This window comes from Labilibaculum manganireducens (genome assembly GCF_002843385.1).
Lineage (GTDB): Bacteria > Bacteroidota > Bacteroidia > Bacteroidales > Marinifilaceae > Labilibaculum > Labilibaculum manganireducens.
Genome location: NZ_MVDE01000008.1, coordinates 110,970 through 131,359, shown reverse-complemented (window position 1 = coordinate 131,359; position 20,390 = coordinate 110,970). Strand labels below are relative to the sequence as shown.

General features: G+C 35.1%; 19 protein-coding genes and 1 tRNA gene. 8 read left to right on the top strand and 12 right to left on the bottom strand.

From position 1 onward, the window contains the following. Nucleotides 1–199 precede the first annotated feature (199 nt). Both BZG01_RS07560 and BZG01_RS07555 read left to right on the top strand, forming a co-directional pair. The gene (locus tag BZG01_RS07560) at nucleotides 200–2,560 is read left to right on the top strand and encodes a glycoside hydrolase family 3 C-terminal domain-containing protein (RefSeq protein ID WP_101309214.1); all 2,361 of its coding nucleotides are present in this window, start codon (nucleotides 200–202) and stop codon (nucleotides 2,558–2,560) included. Between the two features lie 299 nt (nucleotides 2,561–2,859). Beyond that, entirely contained in the window at nucleotides 2,860–3,321 is a 462-nt protein-coding gene (locus BZG01_RS07555) for a YehS family protein (protein ID WP_101309213.1), read from the top strand. Between the two features lie 113 nt (nucleotides 3,322–3,434). Here BZG01_RS07555 and BZG01_RS07550 read toward each other — a convergent pair whose 3' ends face one another. The 5 genes from BZG01_RS07550 to BZG01_RS07530 form a co-directional block, all read right to left on the bottom strand. Further along, entirely contained in the window at nucleotides 3,435–4,010 is a 576-nt protein-coding gene (locus BZG01_RS07550; protein WP_101309212.1) for an RloB family protein, read from the bottom strand. A gap of 2 nt (nucleotides 4,011–4,012) precedes the next feature. Next, nucleotides 4,013–5,293, bottom strand: a complete 1,281-nt coding sequence (locus BZG01_RS07545) for an AAA family ATPase (RefSeq protein ID WP_101309211.1) — start codon at nucleotides 5,291–5,293, stop codon at nucleotides 4,013–4,015. A gap of 94 nt (nucleotides 5,294–5,387) precedes the next feature. Further along, complete coding sequence (locus BZG01_RS21385) at nucleotides 5,388–5,972, bottom strand: SLATT domain-containing protein (RefSeq protein ID WP_143470856.1); 585 nt, start codon at nucleotides 5,970–5,972, stop codon at nucleotides 5,388–5,390. Between the two features lie 4 nt (nucleotides 5,973–5,976). Beyond that, on the bottom strand, nucleotides 5,977–6,543 hold the full coding sequence (locus BZG01_RS07535) for a hypothetical protein (RefSeq protein ID WP_101309209.1): 567 nt from the start codon (nucleotides 6,541–6,543) through the stop codon (nucleotides 5,977–5,979). Further along, complete coding sequence (locus BZG01_RS07530) at nucleotides 6,525–7,448, bottom strand: SMODS domain-containing nucleotidyltransferase (protein WP_101309208.1); 924 nt, start codon at nucleotides 7,446–7,448, stop codon at nucleotides 6,525–6,527. Before BZG01_RS07530 ends, BZG01_RS07535 begins: the two co-directional genes overlap by 19 nt. An 844-nt stretch (nucleotides 7,449–8,292) precedes the next feature. Between BZG01_RS07530 and BZG01_RS07525 the strand changes: the two genes are divergently transcribed. After that, nucleotides 8,293–9,033, top strand: a complete 741-nt coding sequence (locus BZG01_RS07525) for a PQLLE family protein (protein WP_143470855.1) — start codon at nucleotides 8,293–8,295, stop codon at nucleotides 9,031–9,033. A gap of 122 nt (nucleotides 9,034–9,155) precedes the next feature. On the opposite strand, the gene BZG01_RS07520 is transcribed toward BZG01_RS07525, so the two are convergent. Further along, a tRNA-Arg gene (locus BZG01_RS07520) sits at nucleotides 9,156–9,229 on the bottom strand. Between the two features lie 365 nt (nucleotides 9,230–9,594). Between BZG01_RS07520 and BZG01_RS07515 the strand changes: the two genes are divergently transcribed. From BZG01_RS07515 to BZG01_RS07500, 4 genes are all read left to right on the top strand, one after another. Beyond that, nucleotides 9,595–10,473 carry a helix-turn-helix domain-containing protein gene (locus BZG01_RS07515; RefSeq protein WP_218973045.1) on the top strand — a complete coding sequence of 293 codons (879 nt, stop codon included), beginning with the start codon at nucleotides 9,595–9,597 and terminating at the stop codon, nucleotides 10,471–10,473. Nucleotides 10,474–10,593: 120 nt separating this feature from the next. Then, on the top strand, nucleotides 10,594–11,193 hold the full coding sequence (locus BZG01_RS07510) for a YceI family protein (protein WP_101309205.1): 600 nt from the start codon (nucleotides 10,594–10,596) through the stop codon (nucleotides 11,191–11,193). A 178-nt stretch (nucleotides 11,194–11,371) separates the two neighbouring features. After that, complete coding sequence (locus tag BZG01_RS07505) at nucleotides 11,372–12,556, top strand: alpha/beta hydrolase-fold protein (protein ID WP_101309204.1); 1,185 nt, start codon at nucleotides 11,372–11,374, stop codon at nucleotides 12,554–12,556. 158 nt (nucleotides 12,557–12,714) lie between these two features. Next, entirely contained in the window at nucleotides 12,715–13,266 is a 552-nt protein-coding gene (locus BZG01_RS07500; protein ID WP_101309203.1) for a heme NO-binding domain-containing protein, read from the top strand. Here BZG01_RS07500 and BZG01_RS07495 read toward each other — a convergent pair. The 6 genes from BZG01_RS07495 to ligA form a co-directional block, all read right to left on the bottom strand. Continuing rightward, nucleotides 13,258–14,679, bottom strand: a complete 1,422-nt coding sequence (locus tag BZG01_RS07495; protein WP_143470854.1) for a COG3014 family protein — start codon at nucleotides 14,677–14,679, stop codon at nucleotides 13,258–13,260. The genes BZG01_RS07500 and BZG01_RS07495 overlap by 9 nt on opposite strands. Before the next feature lie 60 nt (nucleotides 14,680–14,739). Continuing rightward, nucleotides 14,740–15,324, bottom strand: a complete 585-nt coding sequence (locus tag BZG01_RS07490) for a penicillin-binding protein activator LpoB (RefSeq protein WP_101309201.1) — start codon at nucleotides 15,322–15,324, stop codon at nucleotides 14,740–14,742. Nucleotides 15,325–15,410: 86 nt separating this feature from the next. After that, the gene (dapA, locus tag BZG01_RS07485; RefSeq protein WP_101309200.1) at nucleotides 15,411–16,295 is read right to left on the bottom strand and encodes a 4-hydroxy-tetrahydrodipicolinate synthase; all 885 of its coding nucleotides are present in this window, start codon (nucleotides 16,293–16,295) and stop codon (nucleotides 15,411–15,413) included. Between the two features lie 5 nt (nucleotides 16,296–16,300). Then, complete coding sequence (locus BZG01_RS07480) at nucleotides 16,301–16,840, bottom strand: DUF6913 domain-containing protein (RefSeq protein ID WP_101309199.1); 540 nt, start codon at nucleotides 16,838–16,840, stop codon at nucleotides 16,301–16,303. A 109-nt stretch (nucleotides 16,841–16,949) separates the two neighbouring features. After that, nucleotides 16,950–17,537 carry an exonuclease domain-containing protein gene (locus tag BZG01_RS07475; RefSeq protein ID WP_101309198.1) on the bottom strand — a complete coding sequence of 196 codons (588 nt, stop codon included), beginning with the start codon at nucleotides 17,535–17,537 and terminating at the stop codon, nucleotides 16,950–16,952. Nucleotides 17,538–17,624: 87 nt separating this feature from the next. Then, on the bottom strand, nucleotides 17,625–19,640 hold the full coding sequence (ligA, locus tag BZG01_RS07470; protein ID WP_101309197.1) for an NAD-dependent DNA ligase LigA: 2,016 nt from the start codon (nucleotides 19,638–19,640) through the stop codon (nucleotides 17,625–17,627). Nucleotides 19,641–20,033: 393 nt separating this feature from the next. On the opposite strand from ligA, the gene BZG01_RS07465 reads away from it, so the two are divergent. Continuing rightward, nucleotides 20,034–20,378 carry a LiaF transmembrane domain-containing protein gene (locus BZG01_RS07465; RefSeq protein WP_101309196.1) on the top strand — a complete coding sequence of 115 codons (345 nt, stop codon included), beginning with the start codon at nucleotides 20,034–20,036 and terminating at the stop codon, nucleotides 20,376–20,378. Nucleotides 20,379–20,390: the final 12 nt, after the last annotated feature.

Sequence of the window (20,390 nt, the reverse complement as noted above, 5' to 3'; positions counted from 1 at the left end):
TATCACTTGATTCTATAAGCACTATTTTATAAGATCAATTTTGATGTTAATTTGGTACAATTGGCAAGTTTAAAATCTGTTTTTTCGTATCAAATGATTTTAAAATCAATCTTTTATGTTGATTGTTTAAGCCGGATTTTAAATGTGGATAATGGTAATTATTTGTACCTTAAACCCAATAATTTGTAATTAATAAAACATGAAAAATTTACTATTGTTTTCCATCCTGATACTATCAAATATGGTATTGAAAGCACAGACTAAAAAATCAGACCTGGATGTCAATGACAAGATTAACCAACTGGTTTCGAAATTAACTTTAGAGGAGAAAGCAGCCCTTTGCTCTGGTCGCGATGACTGGAGCACACAGCCGATCGAACGCTTGAATATCCCATGGATTTGGGTCGCAGATGGTCCCCATGGCCTGCGTCGCGCACCAGCAACCAACAAGGCTGGTTACGGCGATCAGTTGCCGGCCACTTGCTTTCCAACTGCATCAGCACTTTCTGCAACATGGAATTTAGATATGGTCAATAAAGTTGGACAAGCCATAGGTGAAGAATGTCAGGCGCAAAATGTGAATGTAATTCTGGGGCCGGGTGTCAACATCAAACGATCAGTTTTGGGCGGAAGAAATTTTGAGTTCTTTTCTGAAGATCCAATTTTATCAGGCGAACTGGGAGCGGCCTACATCAACGGAGTTCAAAGCCAGGGCGTGGGAACATCATTAAAACATTATACCGCCAACAATGTCGAAACCATGCGCATGTACAACAACTCCAATATGGATAATCGTACCCTGCACGAAATCTACCTCACTCCATTCGAAATAGCGGTTAAAAAAGCACAGCCATGGACAATTATGGCCTGTTACAATCGGGTTCAGGGTGTTTACGGCACTCAAAGTCCGTATTTGTTAACCGATATGCTTAAAAAGGAATGGGGATTTAAAGGCATTGTTATCTCAGACTGGTTTGCAGTGGTTAACCGGGTTGAAGCAATGAAAGCAGGCATGCATATAGAAATGCCCGGAGTCAGTGGTGTAAATGATTCCCTTGTAGTGGAAGCAGTTAAAAACGGAGATTTGGATATTGCCGTTGTTGATCAATTGGTAAAAGAGATCCTGACAATTGTGTTTAAAGCAAAAGCTCTCGAAAAACAAGGTGCTGAACTCAATGCTGAAAAGCATCACGCTTATGCACGGCAGGTTGCATCAGAAGCCATAACACTTTTGAAGAACAAAAATCAGATATTACCAGTAACAAAAGAGAAGTACAAGCGTGTTGCTATTATTGGAGAATTTGCCGCAGCTCCCCGTTATCAGGGAAACGGAAGTTCTGAAGTGAAACCGACCAAACTCGATAAGGTTTTAGACATCATCACAAAAGAATATGGCAAGGATATAAAAGTAAGCTATGCGCAAGGCTATAAATTATCTGACGATAATGATACATCGCTAATAGATGAAGCCAAAAAAGCAGCTGCCAATGCCGATATAGCTTTGGTATTTGCAGGTTTACCATTGCAGTACGAATCGGAAGGAATTGACCGGACCCATATTAATATGCCGGTATCCCACAATAAACTTATTAGTGAGATTGCGAAAGTTCAGAAAAACACGGTTGCCGTACTTACCAACGGAAGTGCAGTTACCATGCCTTGGATAAATGAAGTGGATGGTATTTTGGAAACCTGGCTGGGCGGACAAGCCGGAGCTGGTGCTGTTGCCGATGTTTTGTTTGGGAAAATAAATCCATCAGGCAAACTGGCCGAAACATTTCCTGTGAAATTAGAAGACACTCCTTCATTTTTAAATTTTCCAGGAGAGCAAGGCGAAGTCCTTTACGGCGAGCGCATTTTTGTTGGCTATCGTTACTACGATGAAAAGAAAATTGAACCTCTGTTTCCTTTTGGATTTGGATTGTCTTATACAACTTTTGAATACAGTAATCTTAAACTATCTGCAAAAAATACTACCGATAAAGAAGGAGTAAGTGCAACAGTAAGGGTTAAAAATACAGGTGATGTAAAAGGGAAAGAAGTTGTGCAATTGTATGTTACCGATAATGAATGTAAACTATTGCGCCCTAAAAAAGAGTTGAAGAAATTCGCGAAAATTGACTTAGAGCCGGGAGAAGAAAAAGAAGTGACTTTTAAATTGGAAGCTCGGGATTTTTCCTATTACGATGGAAAAAGAGAGATGTGGATTGCTGAAAGCGGCGAATTTACAATTTCTATAGCAGCATCATCACGCGATATCAGATTATCAGAAGTTGTTGCCCTGCAATCAACACAGCAAGTACCTTTGGCTTTCGACGAGTACACATTTTTTAGCGAATACTGGAAAAACAAGCAAACCCGTACATTGCTGATGGAATTAGTTCCAAATTGGATCAAAAGATTCACAGGAGAAGGAAAATCAGGTTATAATGCAGATTTCCCAGGCTTCATGGTCGATCATCCAATGATAAAATATCCTTACATAACCAATGGCGAAATATCTCAAGCTCAGGTAATGGAATTGGTTGAGAAATGTAAGAGTTTCACTTACAATCCATAATAACGATCACAACTATTTAGATTAGAAGAATTCCAACGGGCTGAAACAGCTACTTCAATAGGTTTTGCATACCGAAGGAAACAGAAGTAATCCCTTCATTCATTTAGGTAAAGATCATCCTGCAAGGGGTGATCTTTTTTTATTTCTTCTTGTTTCTTTTGGTAAGCACTTATTGTTTTGTAGTTTCGGGAACCTGAATACAATAAGAGTTGATTAGCGCAACTGCCTCACAAGTAACGAGAGAGTTAGATTAGGAAAATGAAAATTATGAATGAAGTGAAAATTAAATAAAAGACAATATGACCAATAATGATATATTAAGACGTGTTCGTTACGTGTTTGACTTTAGTGATCTCAAAATGATTGAACTTTTTAAATTAGCCAATTACGATGTCAGTAAAGCGGATTTGGATGGTTGGTTTAAAAAAGATGATGACCCTTTATTAATAGAAATCACAGATAAAGAACTGGCTATTTTCCTCAACGGATTAATCATTGAAAAACGCGGAAAAAGAGAAGGTCCACTGCCAGAGCCAGAAGATCCTTTAAGTAACAATATGATTCTTCGGAAACTAAAAATTGCATTGGATCTGAAATCAGATGACATCTTAGATATGCTTGCCTTAATAGATAAAAAAATAAGCAAACATGAGTTGAGTGCTTTTTTCCGTAATCCAGATCATAAACACTATCGAGATTTTTTGGATCAGTATCTAAGATATTTTTTGAATGCATTGCAAAAGAAATACAAGAATAAGTAAGGCAAACATTCTATAGGACGAAGAAATAATTTGAAAAATCACACAAATACAACATCTTACAATTTCCCTTAAAATCAAAAAGCCAAGTTCCATGCTCGGCTTTTTCCTTCTTGTTATTTTTCCAACAGATCAATTGCCTTGAAAATATTTGAGTATGAACAGCCTTGAGTTTGATCAATCTCTTTTGCATTTACACAAGCAAAATCTAATTGATTTATAAATTGTTCAACCCACGTTTTATTTTTTAAATAGCTTTCTGTTTTATTGTAATTAGGAATATGCTTTTTTAGTTCTTTTTCTAGAGATTTAGAATTAACAAATAGCCCATTGGTTTTTACAAAATGTAAAAGAAACCAAAATTCAATTGACGGTAAACTATCGCAAATAGTAACTAAATTATTTTTCTGATATTTCTTTTTGAATTTATTCAGTTTTTCATTTTCAACTTTATCCCGTGCAGCAACATCAGCATCAAAAATACAGATAACAGAAACGCCGCCCATTAATAATTTGCTTACCGTCCGACTAATCTCATCTATACTTGTTTTACCAAAGAAACGTGGTTTTACAGAACAATTGTACTTCCTTAATTGCTTGAGATGTGCAAAGTAATACTGTTCCGTAATACCTTCACCTACAATGAAAATACCATTTCTTAAGTCAAGTTTCTTATTTTTACGTCCACCCATTATTAATCAATATTTGGGATGGCACCGAACTTACCGTATTTGTATGCCTTTTGAAGAGATGTAATTCTATTTACAGCCTTAAAATCAGATAACGAGTATAATCTAGTTGATGCATCGTCTTGTTTTTCAGTAAACCAAATACTGTCTTTTCTCAGTAAATCATCTTCTTCGAGCAAGCCATCATAATGTGTTGTAACCAATAATTGTGCTTGTTCTGATTCTCTTAAGAATTTCTCAAGAACAAATTCGATCAATCTAGGATGAAGTTGCGATTCAATTTCGTCTATAGCTAAGAAAGCATTTTTTTCAATGGTTCTTATAATTCCTCCCGATAAACCAAACACACGTTTCGTTCCATCTGATTGCAATCCAAGGGGTAATTCTTTATATGAAATGGATTCATCTTTATTTATTACTTTATGCTCAAATGTTGTTTTTAGAGTGTCGAAAGAACGTTCTTTTTGTAACTTTTCAAATTCTGATTTAGGTATATTTAAATCTTTTATTTCATTTAAAAATTCTTCAGATATCTCTTTTTTTATTATTTCGGTATTGATGTTGGAAATATTAAAATCAGCTTGTTGTAGAAACGCAAGCATTTTCTCTTTTACTGTCTTATCTTTTGATATCAAATTTTCAGAATACCTGACTAAAGAAGTCTCTGTTCCTATCGAGTGTAAGAATTGATTTTGCATCCATTGTGAAGCCAATTCTAATTCTTCAATTTCAATATTTACACCATTGTATGCTGCAAAAAATGACATATTAGATAAGCATTTAATTGATATTTCATCTTTGGCAACTTGACTAATTTTTATTTTAGGACCAAATACAATTTCTGAAACTTTATTGTTAAGTTTTCTGTCAAAAATTATAGCTGGTTGTGTTCCAGGGTAAAATTCTAATTTTTCATTTAAAACTGTTTCATTAGATACAGTTAGCTGATATACATATCTTAACTTTTCAACATAGAATATCAATTTGAATTTGGAAGCTTCTGTCGAGGTTTTATCATCAAGTAAGAAAGGAACAACACCTGTTTCTAAATCTTTACTATCCATTACGTCGAACCAGAAATCTTTTAAAAATTCGAATGCATCTAGAAGATTACTCTTTCCAGAAGCATTGGCTCCATATACAACACCTAGTTTTAAAAGCCTAACACCATCTGCAACTTTAACAATTTGATAATCCTCATATTTTTTGTCTTTGGAAGCTTCAAAACTGTATGTCATTTCATCCTTAAAAGAAAGAAAATTTTGTATAGAAAGTGAATGTATCATTGTTGGTTCTTTTTATTGTTTATGCTAATATCGTGCAAATTTATAAAATAAAACAATAATTAAGATCTTTGGAAGCTCTTCATTTGATTTATTATTAAGATTTATCACTTATTCTTAATGAAGAAGGTAAAAAACGATCTATTTCTTCATCTGACCATGAGAATTCTTCATTTGTATTGCTACCTAATCCTAAACCTTTCTGAGCTCCTTGATAATCTTCGTATGTTGTTTCGGGGGAGTATTTACCAATTGAGCTATACCATTTTTGAATTTCTTGAGCTTTTCTTCTTATTGCTTTTTCATCATCTGCCTGACTCATTATTATTTCAATAAGTGACATGTGCTCATCTCGTAATTCCTTATATTCTTCTGCTATGTTTTTGTGTTGGCTTTTTATTTCGCCAATATCTTCTTTAGAATACATGGTAAAGATTAAACTGGTAGCAGTTAAAATCATTCCTATGTAAGATAAAACACTTAGGATATCATTCAATTTTTCTTCTAAGCATATTATATGTAAGGTGATGATTAGTAATGTGACACCCGAAATACCTATTGTGATATATCTATTTTTATTTTGTGTCTTACTTAAACGATTATATGCTTTGTAATGAAGATTATTCATAAACACACATTGTGCAAAATAGAACCTTGTAGCTGCTAATAATTTATCATTCATTGTTTTATTTTTTGTTTTTAATAATGCGTCTAATTTCGGGACGTGTTAAATTATGTTTTTCTTTTGTTTCTAAAGCCTTTTTCACTTCAGACCTGAGAGTAGGATCCTCATGATACAATTCAATATAACCTTCATATCCATGAGCCTGATCTTTCCACGGTTTTTTTTCGTATCTATCGAAATAACTTATCCAATATAAATGTTCTTCTATATGCCTAAGGAACTCCTTCAAATCAAATCCATTCGGATAACGTTGTTTTTCTTTAGCAGGAATTATTAAACACAACTCTCCCTTGATATTATTTACATGAAAATCGGCGCTTATCAATTTTTTCCTTTTTGCTATTTTAAGAATCTTTCCACTTGTTTCTCTTACCTTTGGCAATAGACTGTTACAATTAATTTCTAAATGAAACTCTATATCGTACTTCGCCTTAATTGGTATATTCTTATATGAGCAATTTAGGGCAAGAACACCACTAATAGTGTTCTCGCCTATATCAAATTTTAAATCTGGATATTTTGATTCAAGAAATGATAATTCTTCTTCTGTTAATTTAATTTGCACCATGGTGAAGAAGGGGTTATAATTGTACGGTTTTCAGTTTTATTCTTTGGATTCTCTTTAACCTTAGGGAATTCATTACCAAAGATTTTGATCCACTCTTCAGAGGCTTCTTTAGGTTTGTTTGCATCCATAAATTCTATGGCTTTAATGGCTCTATTGTAAGCTGTTTCTACATAACTCTTAATGGATTCAACACAATTCCTTTTTAACCAATCAAAAAAGTTTTTGACCACTTCATGATAATCTTCATAGCTTGCACCATCTTCGAATTCAATTTTTAAAAATGTGATGATATCATTAATTAATTGATAGGATTTGTATTTCTTCTTAAGAGATGGAGTATTCTTAACCCATGTCTTTAGCATTCTTCCTAGCTCTGCCGTTAATTTGTTAGTTGTTCCATTCGAGGTTTGAAATTCGTTAACCTGATTACGAGGATCAAATGTATCCCAACTTCCACCATCTTCAGAATTTGGAATTAAGAAAGTACCATCTTTTTGTTCAAGCGCAGGTAAAACTTCCACATTGTGTTTCCCTTTTTCAAACTGAACGAGCACAACTTTTCCCCAACCATTGATTTTATCAGTGGTCGTGTATTTTTCTTTTAAGACATTTCTTACTTCTTGTAATAATGCTGATTGCCCATTGCTTTCATATTCATCAAATTTATCGAATGTTTCCTGTGGTATTTTGAATAAAACATCAACATCCTGCTCTTCTGTCAGTGGTCGAACATTGGTTTTGGTTTTATAAGAACCAAATAAATATTTCGTGCTATCATCATAATCTTTGTCATAATAGGTGTCATGTAGTTTTTTGCAAACACCTTTATACTTTGCTTTTGCATCTTCTTTTTGCTGTGAGGTCAATTTGATGTTCTCACAAAACTTACTAAATTCTTGTTCCATCGTTTTTATATATTTAAAATTTACAATTATATTGCAAATATAGCAAAAAGAAACAATACTCAATGTTGTATTGTGGAAAAATGCGATAAATTAGCAATACAACAAAATACAAGGTAAATTTATTTGTTTGTAATCGTAGAATAGTACGTTTTGCAGTCGTTGGTTTAGGAAAGAGTACTATGTTATTACTAATAAGGTCATAATTATTTCTCACCCCACCAAATTCCACCCTTCCAAATCCCTCCAAAATCCCATAAAAGAACAATTCAGCATCACATCAGCAGCATAAAATCCATAAAAGAAGAGGAGAGGAGCTAAAAAGCTCAGGAAAATCCTATCTGAGTGCAATAAAATGGTTCCTAAACGAGGGGAACACCTCCAAACTGCGGGAAAATGGCTTCGAAGCGACAGAAAGTCATTAAAAAGTGCAGGGAAAAGCTAAAAAGCCGGGGGAATCATCAAAAAGTGACAGAAAGTCGTAAAAAATGAATTCAAATTAGAAGCAGAATTCCTAAAGTGTGAAATATATCATAAAAAATTTATTGGGTAGTTTTTGCTTTTCAGGCTTGAGAATAATAATTTCATTATGGCAAATAAAAAAAAGGAGCATTTAAAAAGTAATGTTATGAAACGTCCATGCCAAAGCGATTTTGACACACAGGGGGATGATTATTCCAAGCATGGTAAGTTCTCCCGAAACAAGTTCGGGACAGGCTATATGACAAAAACTTAAAATTATAAACATATGAAACATTCATGATTCAATAATTATTAACTCATACTCGGGAATGATTATTTACTCATGGAAAGTTCCATCTAACCAAAAATAAAAAAATACAAACATATGAAACGTCCATGCCAAAGTGATTTTAACACACAGGGAGATGATTATTTCAGCATGGTAAGTTCCATATGGCAAATAAAAACAAATTATAAACATATGAAAGAAAGTTATTTAAAAGAACTGGAAAAAGGACGACTATTGGTTTATGGTATTTCAGCTGATGAATCCATCAAGGAATGCATACAGCCAATCTATTCCGAAGAGCGTATCGAATTGGGAAAGTCGCTTTATACAAAAACCAAAACAGCTTTCGAGCTTCAAAATATCGAAGGTATTGAATCCAGTATGGCAACTCGGGAATTTAACGGGTTTTACACGATGCTTCGCGATAAGCTGATTCGTATTCGTAAGGTGGGTCGGTATTTTTTTAAAAATGATCTTGAATTATCAACCCTTTTGCGTTTAAATAAGGAAGTGCCGGCAGCATATCCCGAGTGGAAAGCATTGGCCGATGAAACAGTAAATGCAATTGTTATGCATGAAGCTATTCAGGAAAAACTGACTCTGGCGGCTTTAGCTCCCGAGGCAATTACAGTATTGCAGGCAGATTTGGTCAAACTGGATGATTTAAAGCTGAAGGCTGAAAAAGAGGATGGAGAAGCGCAGCAAGCCACCGCTCAAAAACAAGAGTACTATGTCGAATTTATGGCTTATTGCTCCGATTTGCGTGCTTGTCTCGATTTGTTTTACGAGGGTAGCGAGCGTCAGAAATTAGAAGTTTTGGGCATAGTTGTTAAATAATTAGAAGCTTAATAATTTTGAAATGCCACTTGATAATTCGGGTGGCATTTTTTGGTTCAAGCGGAAAATTTGGGCAATTAGCACATAAAAAAAACTCATCAGTTTTTTGATGAGTTTTTCTGTGAACACGGAGGGATTCGAACCCCCAACCTCCTCGGCCGTAACGAGGTGCACTATCCAGTTATGCTACGCGTCCTTTTTCTTAATTGCCCTGCAAATATAGGGGTTTTAGACCGATTTATCCAAATGTTTTAATGTTTTTTTAGAGACAAAAACGATCGGTTCTGCTAAGAACTTTACAGGTAGGATTTTACAATAGAAGAATTTTTACTGCAACAGGCTAAGAAGTCTTAGCTCTTAGTAGATTTAGCTAAGGATATATGAATGTTGGCGAAGTTTAACAAGCGATTAACAAGTAAAAGATATAATTGTCTGGAATTATTTGTATAATTTTACTAGAATACAAGAAAAATCAGTTGAAACGACCATGTGAAAAGAATTACAGTTATAATGAGTGTAATTTGGGAGTTTCATATGGCAAAAACACACAATTATAATCATATGAACAGAGAACCTTCAGAATTATTTGAGGACGTTGAAGAATCCAAAGCATTATTTCACATTCATAAACTTCAGAACATGTGTAATGAAGTAAGAAAGCAGAATGGGGACGATCATATGCATAATTTTTACACCATTACATGGATTAAGGAAGGAGAAGCAATACATGCCACCAAATATGTTGAGTATACATTGCGGAAAAATTCGATTCTTTTTGTGCCTCCGGGCTTAATGCATCGTTTTATTAGTAATGCACATTGCACAGGTTATTCTATAACCTTTAACGAAGCATTTTTTGCTGTTAAAGAGAATGGTGAAGATTCTGTTTCCGATTCAACATTGTTCAGTAACCCCGATTTCCGATCAATTATTACATTGGATGAAAAGCAGCAAATTGTTTTTAAGGGAATTACAGAATTGATGGAAAAAGAATTTGAGAATGACGATCGGTACCGTCACGAGATGTTATTGCAGCAATTGAAGTTGTTTTTATTGGAATCAAGAAGAATTTATGAAGTGCAGCACGATTTGGATGTGAGTTTGGACGAAGAGCATCCGGGTTCGGTTATCATTAAATTTAAACAGCTGATAGATGATAATTACAAAGAACAAAAAAATGTTTCTTCTTATGCTGATATGCTTAATTTGAGAGCAACATGTTTGAATGAGATTACAAAGAAAACAACCGGTATCACGGCAGGAGAATTAATCAGAAACAGAGTCATAAAAGAAGCAAAAAAAATGCTTTATGGCTCTGATTTGAATACAAAGGAAATAGCTTATAATTTGGGTTTTAATGATCCGGCTTATTTTAGTCGCTTCTTTAAAAAATACACCAGTCAAACATTAAGCGATTATCGGAGTCTGATTAGAAAATAATCCAACAATAAAAGGAATTTGTCCATTTACCGATGAACAATCATCTGCTAAATTTGTAATTGTAAAGTTCTTACAGAGATTTTAAAACGAATAAAAGAAATTTAATTAATATTTGAAGTTATGAAGAGATTAGGTTTAGTAATGATAGTAGTTCTTGTTGTAAGTGTTGTTTCGACTCCAGGCACAGCTTTTGCAAAAAAAGACAATTTAAAATTGAATGCTGAAAATAGTAAAATTGAATGGTTAGGCAAAAAAGTGACAGGAGAACATTCCGGAACCATTAAAGTAAAGAGTGGAAGCTTGTTACTTGACGAAGGTGAAATTGTTAAAGGAAGTTTTGTTGTTGATATGACAAGTATTGCTAATACAGATTTGGAAGATGCTGGTTACAAAGCAAAGTTGGAAGGTCATTTAAAATCCGACGATTTCTTTGGTGTGGAAAAATTTCCTGAATCAAAATTTGAGATTACCAATGCCGAGAAAATGGAAGATGGTAATTACAAGGTAAAAGGAAATATTACAATCAAAGGAATTACTGAACCCATTGAATTTATGGCGAATTTACACAAACATGATGCGGCCATACATGTCAGTGGAAAAATGACTATCGATAGAACCAAGTTCAACGTTCGTTACGGATCCGGTTCTTTCTTCGATAATTTGGGAGATAAAACAATTTATGATGATTTTGAATTAAATTTAGATTTATATTTAGAGTAAAGATTTTTTTTTAGAAGCATAAGCCGGAATATTCTTATTTCGGCTTTTTATATGTAATTGTGTTGCGCAATTAATATGAACAATAGTTTTGATGCTTTTGTAAAGTCTTGCTAAATCTTTGATCTTACTGTAAATAATCGTAATTTGTTAACGCTTTAAACCTAAACCAAATGTTATTATGATGCGAATTTTGTTTTCAACTTTATTTGCCTTACTGATCTGCTCGAATACTTCTGCTGAAGTAAACTTAAAAAATTTGCATAGTTCCCGTGTTTATTCGAAAGTCCTTAAAGAATACCGCGATGTAAAAGTATTGCTTCCCAACGAATATAACGACACATATTATAAATACCCAACAATCTATTTGTTGGATGCAGAAACGAACTTTGACATGGGAATCGAAGTTCTAAGTTTTCTCATGGATAATCATTTTATTCCGCCTCATATTGTTGTCGGGCTTCCGAATACCGATCGCTTCCGCGATATGACTCCTGTTGATTCAGTTATGAATAAAAATATTTTTAGAACCCGGGGAGGAGCCGATAATTTTATTAAAACCCTCGAGTTGGATGTGTTTCCCTTTATTGCGGATAATTTTAGAGCGAGTACTCAGCGCTTGGTTATGGGGCATAGCTATAGTGGTCTTTTCGTAGTATATGCATTTTCTAAACGACCCGATTTATTTGATAAATATTTGGCCTTTAGTCCGATTCTTTGGTGGAATAATAAGGCGATTGTGAACGATATTGATCAATTTTTAAGCAACAATTCATCCATTAGAAAACAACTGTTTGTTTCTTTTGCTGAGGAAGCTGCGGAGATGTTAAAATCCTGTAAATCCTTAATTCTATCCTTAGAAACAAAAGCACCATCTGATCTCAAATGGAATTATGCATGGATGCCCGACGAAAGTCATTACACACTCTATCGTAAAAGTTTAATGCAGGGCATGGAAACTATTTTTGCAGAATACAAATATCCTGATGTACAGGTTTTAGTTGAAAAGGGTGTTGAGGTTGCTGAAACTTATCAAAGAAAAGTATTGTTGAGTTATGGCAGAAATGAAAAATTGCCCTATTCTCTGCTTGAGAATGTTTGTATTCAGCTTAAAGATGCTGAGCGATATAATGACGCAATGGCTTTTTTAAAATATTCTATTTCCAATTATCCTGAAAGAGCAGAGTCTTTTTATTACGTAGGAGAGATCTACGAAAAAGTTAATCAACCTAAGGAAGCAGTAAAGTTTTATGAGATTGCACATAACAAAGACAAAGGCAGATGGGATTATGAGAATAAATTTATTGCGATGCAGAAATTACTGGTTGAGCTTGAAAATAAAACTCAAAACAATATAGATTTATAATGTAAAACAAGGCGAAGTATTAAATATTAATTCCTTTAAATTTATTTTCCCACAAACACAATTACTTTTATTCTAGTCCGTTACACACTATAACAATAGTGATATATTTTTACTGATGCAGTTGATTTGCATTGGTCGATAGCAAAAGCGGAGGAACGATGAAGGGAATATTTTTCACAGAGTTTTTGGAAATGGCAGAGAAGGAGTATGGTTTACTCTTAACCGAAAAGATCATTTCTGATTTGGGAGCAGGAAATAACGGTGTTTACGAAGCAACAGCCGATTATCCATACAGTCAATTTGTTGAGTTGTGTAATTTGCTTAGTTTCGAAGTGAGAAGTTCAGTTCCCGATGTAGCAAAAAATTTTGGAGAATATCTTTTCTCCCGTTTGGTAATTTTGTTTCGCCCCAGTTTTGCCGGCAACAGCAGTATATTTGATTTCTTAGATCAAATAGATGAGTTCATCCACAATAAAATTCAGGAACGATTTACTCCGGTTGAAATCCCACGTTTTAGAGCAGTGAAAATTAATGATTCCACGTTTCAGATGAGTTATCAGACTGAAAAATTACTGATTGATTTGGCCATTGGATTATTTATGGGCTGTCAAAGGTTTTTTAATGAAGAATTGACTTTAAATACTGAATTTATTTCAGAGAAAAACAAATTGGTCTGTTTCACCCTTTCAAAAAACGAGGTGTTAGTTTGATTCCATATTGTGAAAGGTAAAATATTTGGTTTTCCCTGCCTTCACTTCAAGATCAAATTGCTGATCTTTGCTATCCCCGTTTGGAGAATTTACTCTAAGAGTCACGCTATGTTTTCCCTCTTTCAATCGAATTCGGGTGTAGTAAATAGAGTTGGGCAGGGTTTGCCAATTTCTGGTGTCGGCTTTTTCAGTAACGGCATTAAAAATGCTGATAATAGCACCTAAATTTTCATCTTTACTTCTTGTGTAACTTTCAATTGCCTGTTTGGTAGCAAGTCGAAGTAAAGAATTTGCCATTTCGCGTACCATTCGGTCTTTTAGTGTTTTAAAAGCAATTGCGTTTATATCTTCTCCTTTATCCAAAGGATAACTAAGCGAATCATTTATAATGATATCGGCATTTGTGTAGTAGGGAATTCGTTCCTGATACTTTGGAAAAGCAACACGAACAAAATCCAGATCACTAAAAGAATTTTGTGTCCGGCTATCCATATTTCCTACAAAAAAAGGCAACGTAACATTTTCTTCATTGTTCACCATGGTCAGGTAGCCATCGCGGCCATTAATGGCACTAAAATTGATGCTCCATTCTGCTTTTACCGGACCAAGCCCCGACAACCAGATGATGATTACATCCCCTTCAGTCTTGTCGGTCTTTTGGAAATCGAAGCCAAATTTATTTTTGAAAAAGTCATAATCCTCCATCAAACCAGTTTCATAGGCAGTTCGAAGAAGATCTTCTTTCAATTGCCGCGGTGCAGGAGTATTAAAGTTCTTTAGGTAATTGTCCTCATAAATTTTAAGAGCATTCCGATAAGCAATAAAGGCATTGTTCGAATCTCCCGACGAATCATAAATCAATCCCATTAGTGTGTGGGCAAAGGCATCATCGCTGTATCTGTTCTGATAATTCTTTGGATATTTATCGTTCAGGGCATACAATTTTTCATTTACTCTTCGGCATTCAACCAAAGCAGCTTCCGTATCGCCCATTTCCAAATAGCTTAACGCTTTATAGAAGTTGAGCATTACATTCTCAAAATCTTCGGGAACATAGGGTCTGGCCATTGGATTGGTGAGCATTGCCAATGCTTCCGAACCAATATTTTTACGTTGATCTTCAATGAAAAGATCCGCCTCGTTAAAATACTTAGTCGCCGAAACATAATCTTGCTGCATCCACGATAAAGTTCCCTTATTCAGTAAAAACAAGGCTTTGTTTTTGTTTCGATTGCTCTTTTTATCTTTATCCAGTACTTTCTCGGCACTCGCTATGTCGCCCTGCAAAAAATAGTTGTTAAAAGCTTCATTTTGCATGTAATAGGTAGCACAACCAGATAATAGAAGAAGAACACCAAATAAAAAAACAGGGAGTATCTTACCCGATATATGTAAGGATAATTTTTGCTTCATCGAAAAAAGGAATAAAGAAATTCAGGAAGCCAACCAATGACTTCCTGTAGAGTACTAATTTTATTTGTTCACGTACTTTTTAATTTTCTTATCACCCATCCAAACCAGTTCGCTGGTTTCAAGATTAGTTAACTCCAGATTTAACTGATAGTAACGAACATTTTCTTTTTTATAACTGTCTATTATCGAATTGATGTCGCCTTGTAATATAAAGTCAGCACCTAATTCCTGTCCCCATTTTTTAAGAGTTGCTTTGGATGCAAAATCCTGTTGGTCTGCACGTTCCTGACGAAGATCTTCTCGTTTGGCACCCGCTTGTACCAAGCGAACCCGACTGTCATTTAAAATGGCTTTTTCGATGTCTTTAATATAAGTATCCGAATCGATGTGTTCTGAACTTTTATTGGTGATTAAGCCAACAATAACAACAGGTTTACGATTAAATTCCTGTTGATAATCTTCAATCCAATTTTGATTAAGTAATTGATCAATTAAAGCCTCGGCAGTCAATTTTGAATCGGTATCGTTCCATCGACCACTCAAATCAATTTGCTGATCAGGAGATACCCGGGTAACTTGTCTCGAGCAGGAAACGCCAGCTAATACAGCCAGTGCGAAAACAAATAGGCGAAATGAATACTTCATAATATTTTCATTTTTTGTTATAAATAATACTCTAATTTTTTGAAGTGAATTGTACTTAAGTAATTACAATTTTTATGCCAATATGATTATAGATCCTCTACTATTTTTGATAGTTTTAGGTAATGCGATTCACTAATTGGAGTGAGAGGCAAACGCAAACAATTTTCACAGAGTTTTTTCATGCTTAGAATTGCTTTAATTCCGGCAGGATTGCCTTCTGTAAAAAGGTTTTGGATGATTCCAAACATCTTATAATGAATCTGAAGAGCTTCCTTGTTTTTTCCATCTAATGCTAATCTTACCATCTGGCTCCATTCCTTTGGAAAAGCATTTCCCAGTACAGAAATAACACCACTGCCTCCTAATGAAATAAGAGGAAAGGTTATGGCATCATCGCCTGATATCACTAAAAAGTCTTTGGGTTTGTTTTTAAGAATGCTCATAAGTTGTTCCATATTACCTGAAGCTTCTTTTACACCAATTATATTTTCAATTTCCGAAGCCAGTTTTACACAGGTTTCAGCGCTGATGTTAATACCAGATCTGCCTGGTACATTATAAAGAATTACCGGAACCGGACTGGCATTTGCAATGGCCTGGTAATGCAGAAATAAGCCTTCCTGACTGGGTTTGTTGTAGTAAGGAGCAACAGATAGAATGGCATCAATCTCGTCAAATTCGGCGAACTCCTGAATTTGCTGAATAACAGCCTGTGTATGGTTTCCTCCAAAGCCAACCACCAAAGGAACGCGCTTTGCATTCACCTCAATAATGTGATTGATAACGGAAATTTTTTCATCACACGAAAGTGTTGATACTTCACCTGTAGTTCCCAGCACTACTAAATAATCAATGCCATTTTTAATCTGGAAATTAACAGTGTCGCTAAGTGCATTATAATCGACACTTCCATTATTTGTAAATGGAGTAATCAGTGCTATGCCTGTTCCTGTAAATTTGTTTCCGTTCATCCTTATTACTTTTTAATCTGGGAAAGATATTTTAAGCTTTCGCTGATCAGATTTTCTATAGAATTGTTTTTGCCCTGATCAATCATTAAATCCAAATGCCCGCAGTTGTCCACCAACGAACCAACTTTGCAGGATGCCAATGAAACTTGTGTAATGTATTTTATCGACAGATGTTCCGATTTAGTAAGAACAAAGAGTAAATCGAACTTAGAATTGGTGAATTCAATTAATTCAGGAATGATTGGTTCACCGCTCCATTTCACATCCTTATTGGTATAGAAAACTATTTTTTGAGCCACACCAAAATCAGGCAATATGTCAGCATCAATCCATCCTACGGTTTGCACTTTATAGCCTTTTTGGCTTAAATCTTCTGCGAACTTTTTTACTACAGAGTGATTTTTTTCCTGAAGAGTATCAAACAGGATACCTATACTTTTAGCACTTTCTAAATTGTGAAACTCCTTTTTGCGCGTATTTTTTTTAAGCTTGCTTTTGATTTTTAATCCGGCAAGCTGATTTTTAATATTTTGAAAAAAACTCATTTTATATTCGATAGTTAAGTTGAAGGCTTGTATTTATGGGTTGCACAGGCAATTATCATTTGAAACCACAAGTTATGAAAAAAATCATTTTGTAAATCATAAATTAAGCTTATTTAATTTTTTTTGGAGCCTTGTAACCATTTGGATTCAGTTTGCCTGGGGCAATGCGTAACTCATTTGCCAGATCGGTAAGACTATTCATATTCATTACTTCGCATGCTTTTATTGCAATTTTAGCACAAGCCAAAGTGTCCTCCAAAGCATCGTGGTGTTTAAGCGGAATATCAAACAAGTGAGCCATTGTATTCAGCTTATGGTTTGGCATATTGGGCCATATGTTACGACTGATTTGTACGGTGCACAGGTAATCAAATTCCGGAAAACGAATGTTGTATGTTTCTAAACAAGCCCGAAGCACCGATAAATCAAAACTGGCGTTGTGAGCGATCACCATTTTACCATGAAGATAATCTTCCACTTCTTCCCATATGTAATTAAAGCTGGGTTCGTTCATTACATCTTCCTCTGTAATTCCATGTATACTAACATTCATCGGATGAAAATACATTTCGGGTGGTGATATCAACCAATCTTTACTTTCAACAATAACTCCATTTTCAACGCGAACCAAACCAAGCGAACATGCAGAATTGCGTTGTCCGTTTGCTGTTTCGAAATCTATAGCGGTAAAATTCATTTTTTTTAGATAAAAGGGAAAAGTAACAAGGACTAAAACTTTTAATTTTGTTCTAACTGCTAACTGCTAACTGCTAACTACTAACTGCTAACTGCTCATCCCAATCATCTTCAAAAATTCATCTTCTGTTTTTATTTCAATTCCTAATTTTTCTACTTTTTCAAATTTGCTTGGTCCCACTTTTTCTCCTGCTAAAAGAAAACTTGTTTTCTTCGATATAGAACTCACATTTTTTCCTCCGTGCAGTTCAATCATTTCCTTTAATTCATCGCGGGAGTATTTTGAAAAACTTCCGGATATAACAATGGATAAACCTTCAAGTGTATTGCTCGCACTCTCATTTTCCACAATTTTTTTTTCCAATTGCAAGCCAAATTCTTTTAACTGGGCAATTAAATTTTTATGGTAATTGCTAGAGAAATATTCCACTATGCTTTCGGCAATTTTCCCTCCAATTTCGTCTACCTGAATCAATTCTTCAAGTGTTGATTCGGCTAATTTGTCGATAGAAGGAATCGCTTTGGCTAATTTCTTCGCTACTGTAATGCCAACATACCGAATGCCCAAAGCATACAAAACCCTTTCGTAAGGAACCTGTTTCGAATTTTCAATACTTGTTAATATTCTCTCTGCAGATTTATCGCCCATGCGCTCTAAAGGAATTATATCCTCTTTAGTCAACCGGTACAAACCTGCAACATCACTAATTAGATTCTTTTGAAAAAGCAGGTCGATTGTTTCTTCACCGAGGCCGTCCAAATCCATGGCTCTGCGGCTGATGAAATGTTCAATTTTCCCTTTAATCTGTGGTGGACAGCCCATATCATTCGGACAATAATGATTCGCTTCGCCTTCTTTACGAACCAAAGGGGTGCCACATTCAGGGCATTCTTCAATGTATTGAATTGCTTGCGCTTCCGCAGATCTTTCAGACAGTTCTATACCAACAATTTTTGGAATAATTTCGCCGCCTTTTTCCACATAAACAGTATCGTTTTCGTGCAGATCTAAATTTTGAATGATGTCAGCATTGTGCAGTGATGCTCTTTTTACTGTTGTGCCGGCCAATTGCACCGGCGTTAAATTGGCTACCGGAGTAATCGATCCGGTTCTGCCTACCTGATAAGTTACCTTTTCCAGCTTGGTAGATACCCGTTCTGCTTTGTATTTATAGGAAATTGCCCAGCGAGGCGATTTTGCAGTAAAACCTAGTTCTTCCTGCATATCCAGCGAATTCACTTTTATTACAATTCCATCTACAGGTACCGGCAATGAGCTGCGTTTTTCGTCCCATTCTTTAATGAATGCAATTACTTCGGCGATATTTTTACAAAGCGCTGTGTTGTCCGGAATTTTAAACCCCCAGTTTTTAGCAGCCAATAAATTGTCGTAATGGTTTCGGCTTGGAATTTCCTTGCCCAACAAATAATACAGGTAGCAATCTAACTTTCGTTTTGCAACCACCGATGAGTTTTGCATTTTCAATGTTCCCGAAGCTGCATTTCTGGGATTTGCAAACGGAGCTTCCCCAATTTCTTCACGTTCCTCGTTCAAGCCATTAAAAACAGTAAAAGGCATTAATATTTCGCCTCGAATTTCAAATTCTTCGGGATATCCATCACCACTTAATTGCAAAGGTACCGATCTGATTGTTTTCACATTAGCCGTAACATCATCACCTTTTACACCATCGCCACGGGTTACTGCCTGAACCAGTTTCCCATTTTTGTAGGTTAAAGAAATTGATGTGCCGTCGTATTTCATTTCACAGACGTATTCAACATCACCATCAATCAACTTTTTAATTCGGTTTTCGAAATCACGGATTTCTTCCTCCGAATAGGTGTTGCCTAACGAAAGCATCGGGTATTTGTGCTCTACCTGATTAAATTCCAGATTGATATCGCTGCCAACTCGTTGGGTTGGCGAATTGGGATCATAAAACTCAGGATATTGATTTTCCAAAGTCATCAACTCTTTCAAGAGTATATCAAAGTCGTAATCGCTGATGCTTGGCCGCGATAAAACGTAGTAATTGTGATTGTATGTATGTAACTGCCCGCGCAATTTGGCAATGCGAGCTTTTGCTTCTGCCTGATTCATAGTTGTAAAGGTCTACAGTTGTGTGAATAGATGAGCTGTGTTATTTATAACAAGCCCCGAATGGTAAAAATAGTAAACCTTGAGGTGATTTCAATGATTTTTGAGATCGAAAACTGTAATTGATGAACTGTCTGAGTATGAGTTGTAAAGTACAGCCATATAGAAAGCTACTACAGGTAGGAAGAGGTGGTATCGACGAATCTTTAACTTTGGATAACAGATGTTTCGACTTCGCTCGACATGACGTTCCCAAGTGATGTCGGACATCATTTTCATTTCACACCATTTACCGATTCTTGAGCACACTTAACCGATTTCAAGAATTAAAAGCTATTATATTGCATTACTTTAGTTTTAGAAACAAAGGATACACTAATCTTAAACAACAATATCATGGATGAAAATAAAAAAAATAAAAGTCTGTTTGTTGGGCTTGGGTTAATAATAGTTGGAATCGTAATTATTTTGGAACGGCTCAATTATCAGTCTGATTTTATCGAAACCTATTTGTATAGGTGGGAATCCGTTTTGATTTTAATTGGCGTACTGCAGATTTTGGTTCGCCGGAGAATTTTTGGAGGTCTGATGGCCATAGCTGTCGGAGGATACTTTCTTATGGATGATTTGTATTTTCTACCACAAAATTGGGAGATATGGTTTTTTCCTGTACTACTTATTTTAGGAGGCATTGCGTTTATTTTTTCTCCTGATTCACCATATTGTTGTAAAAATAAATAAATTCATATCATA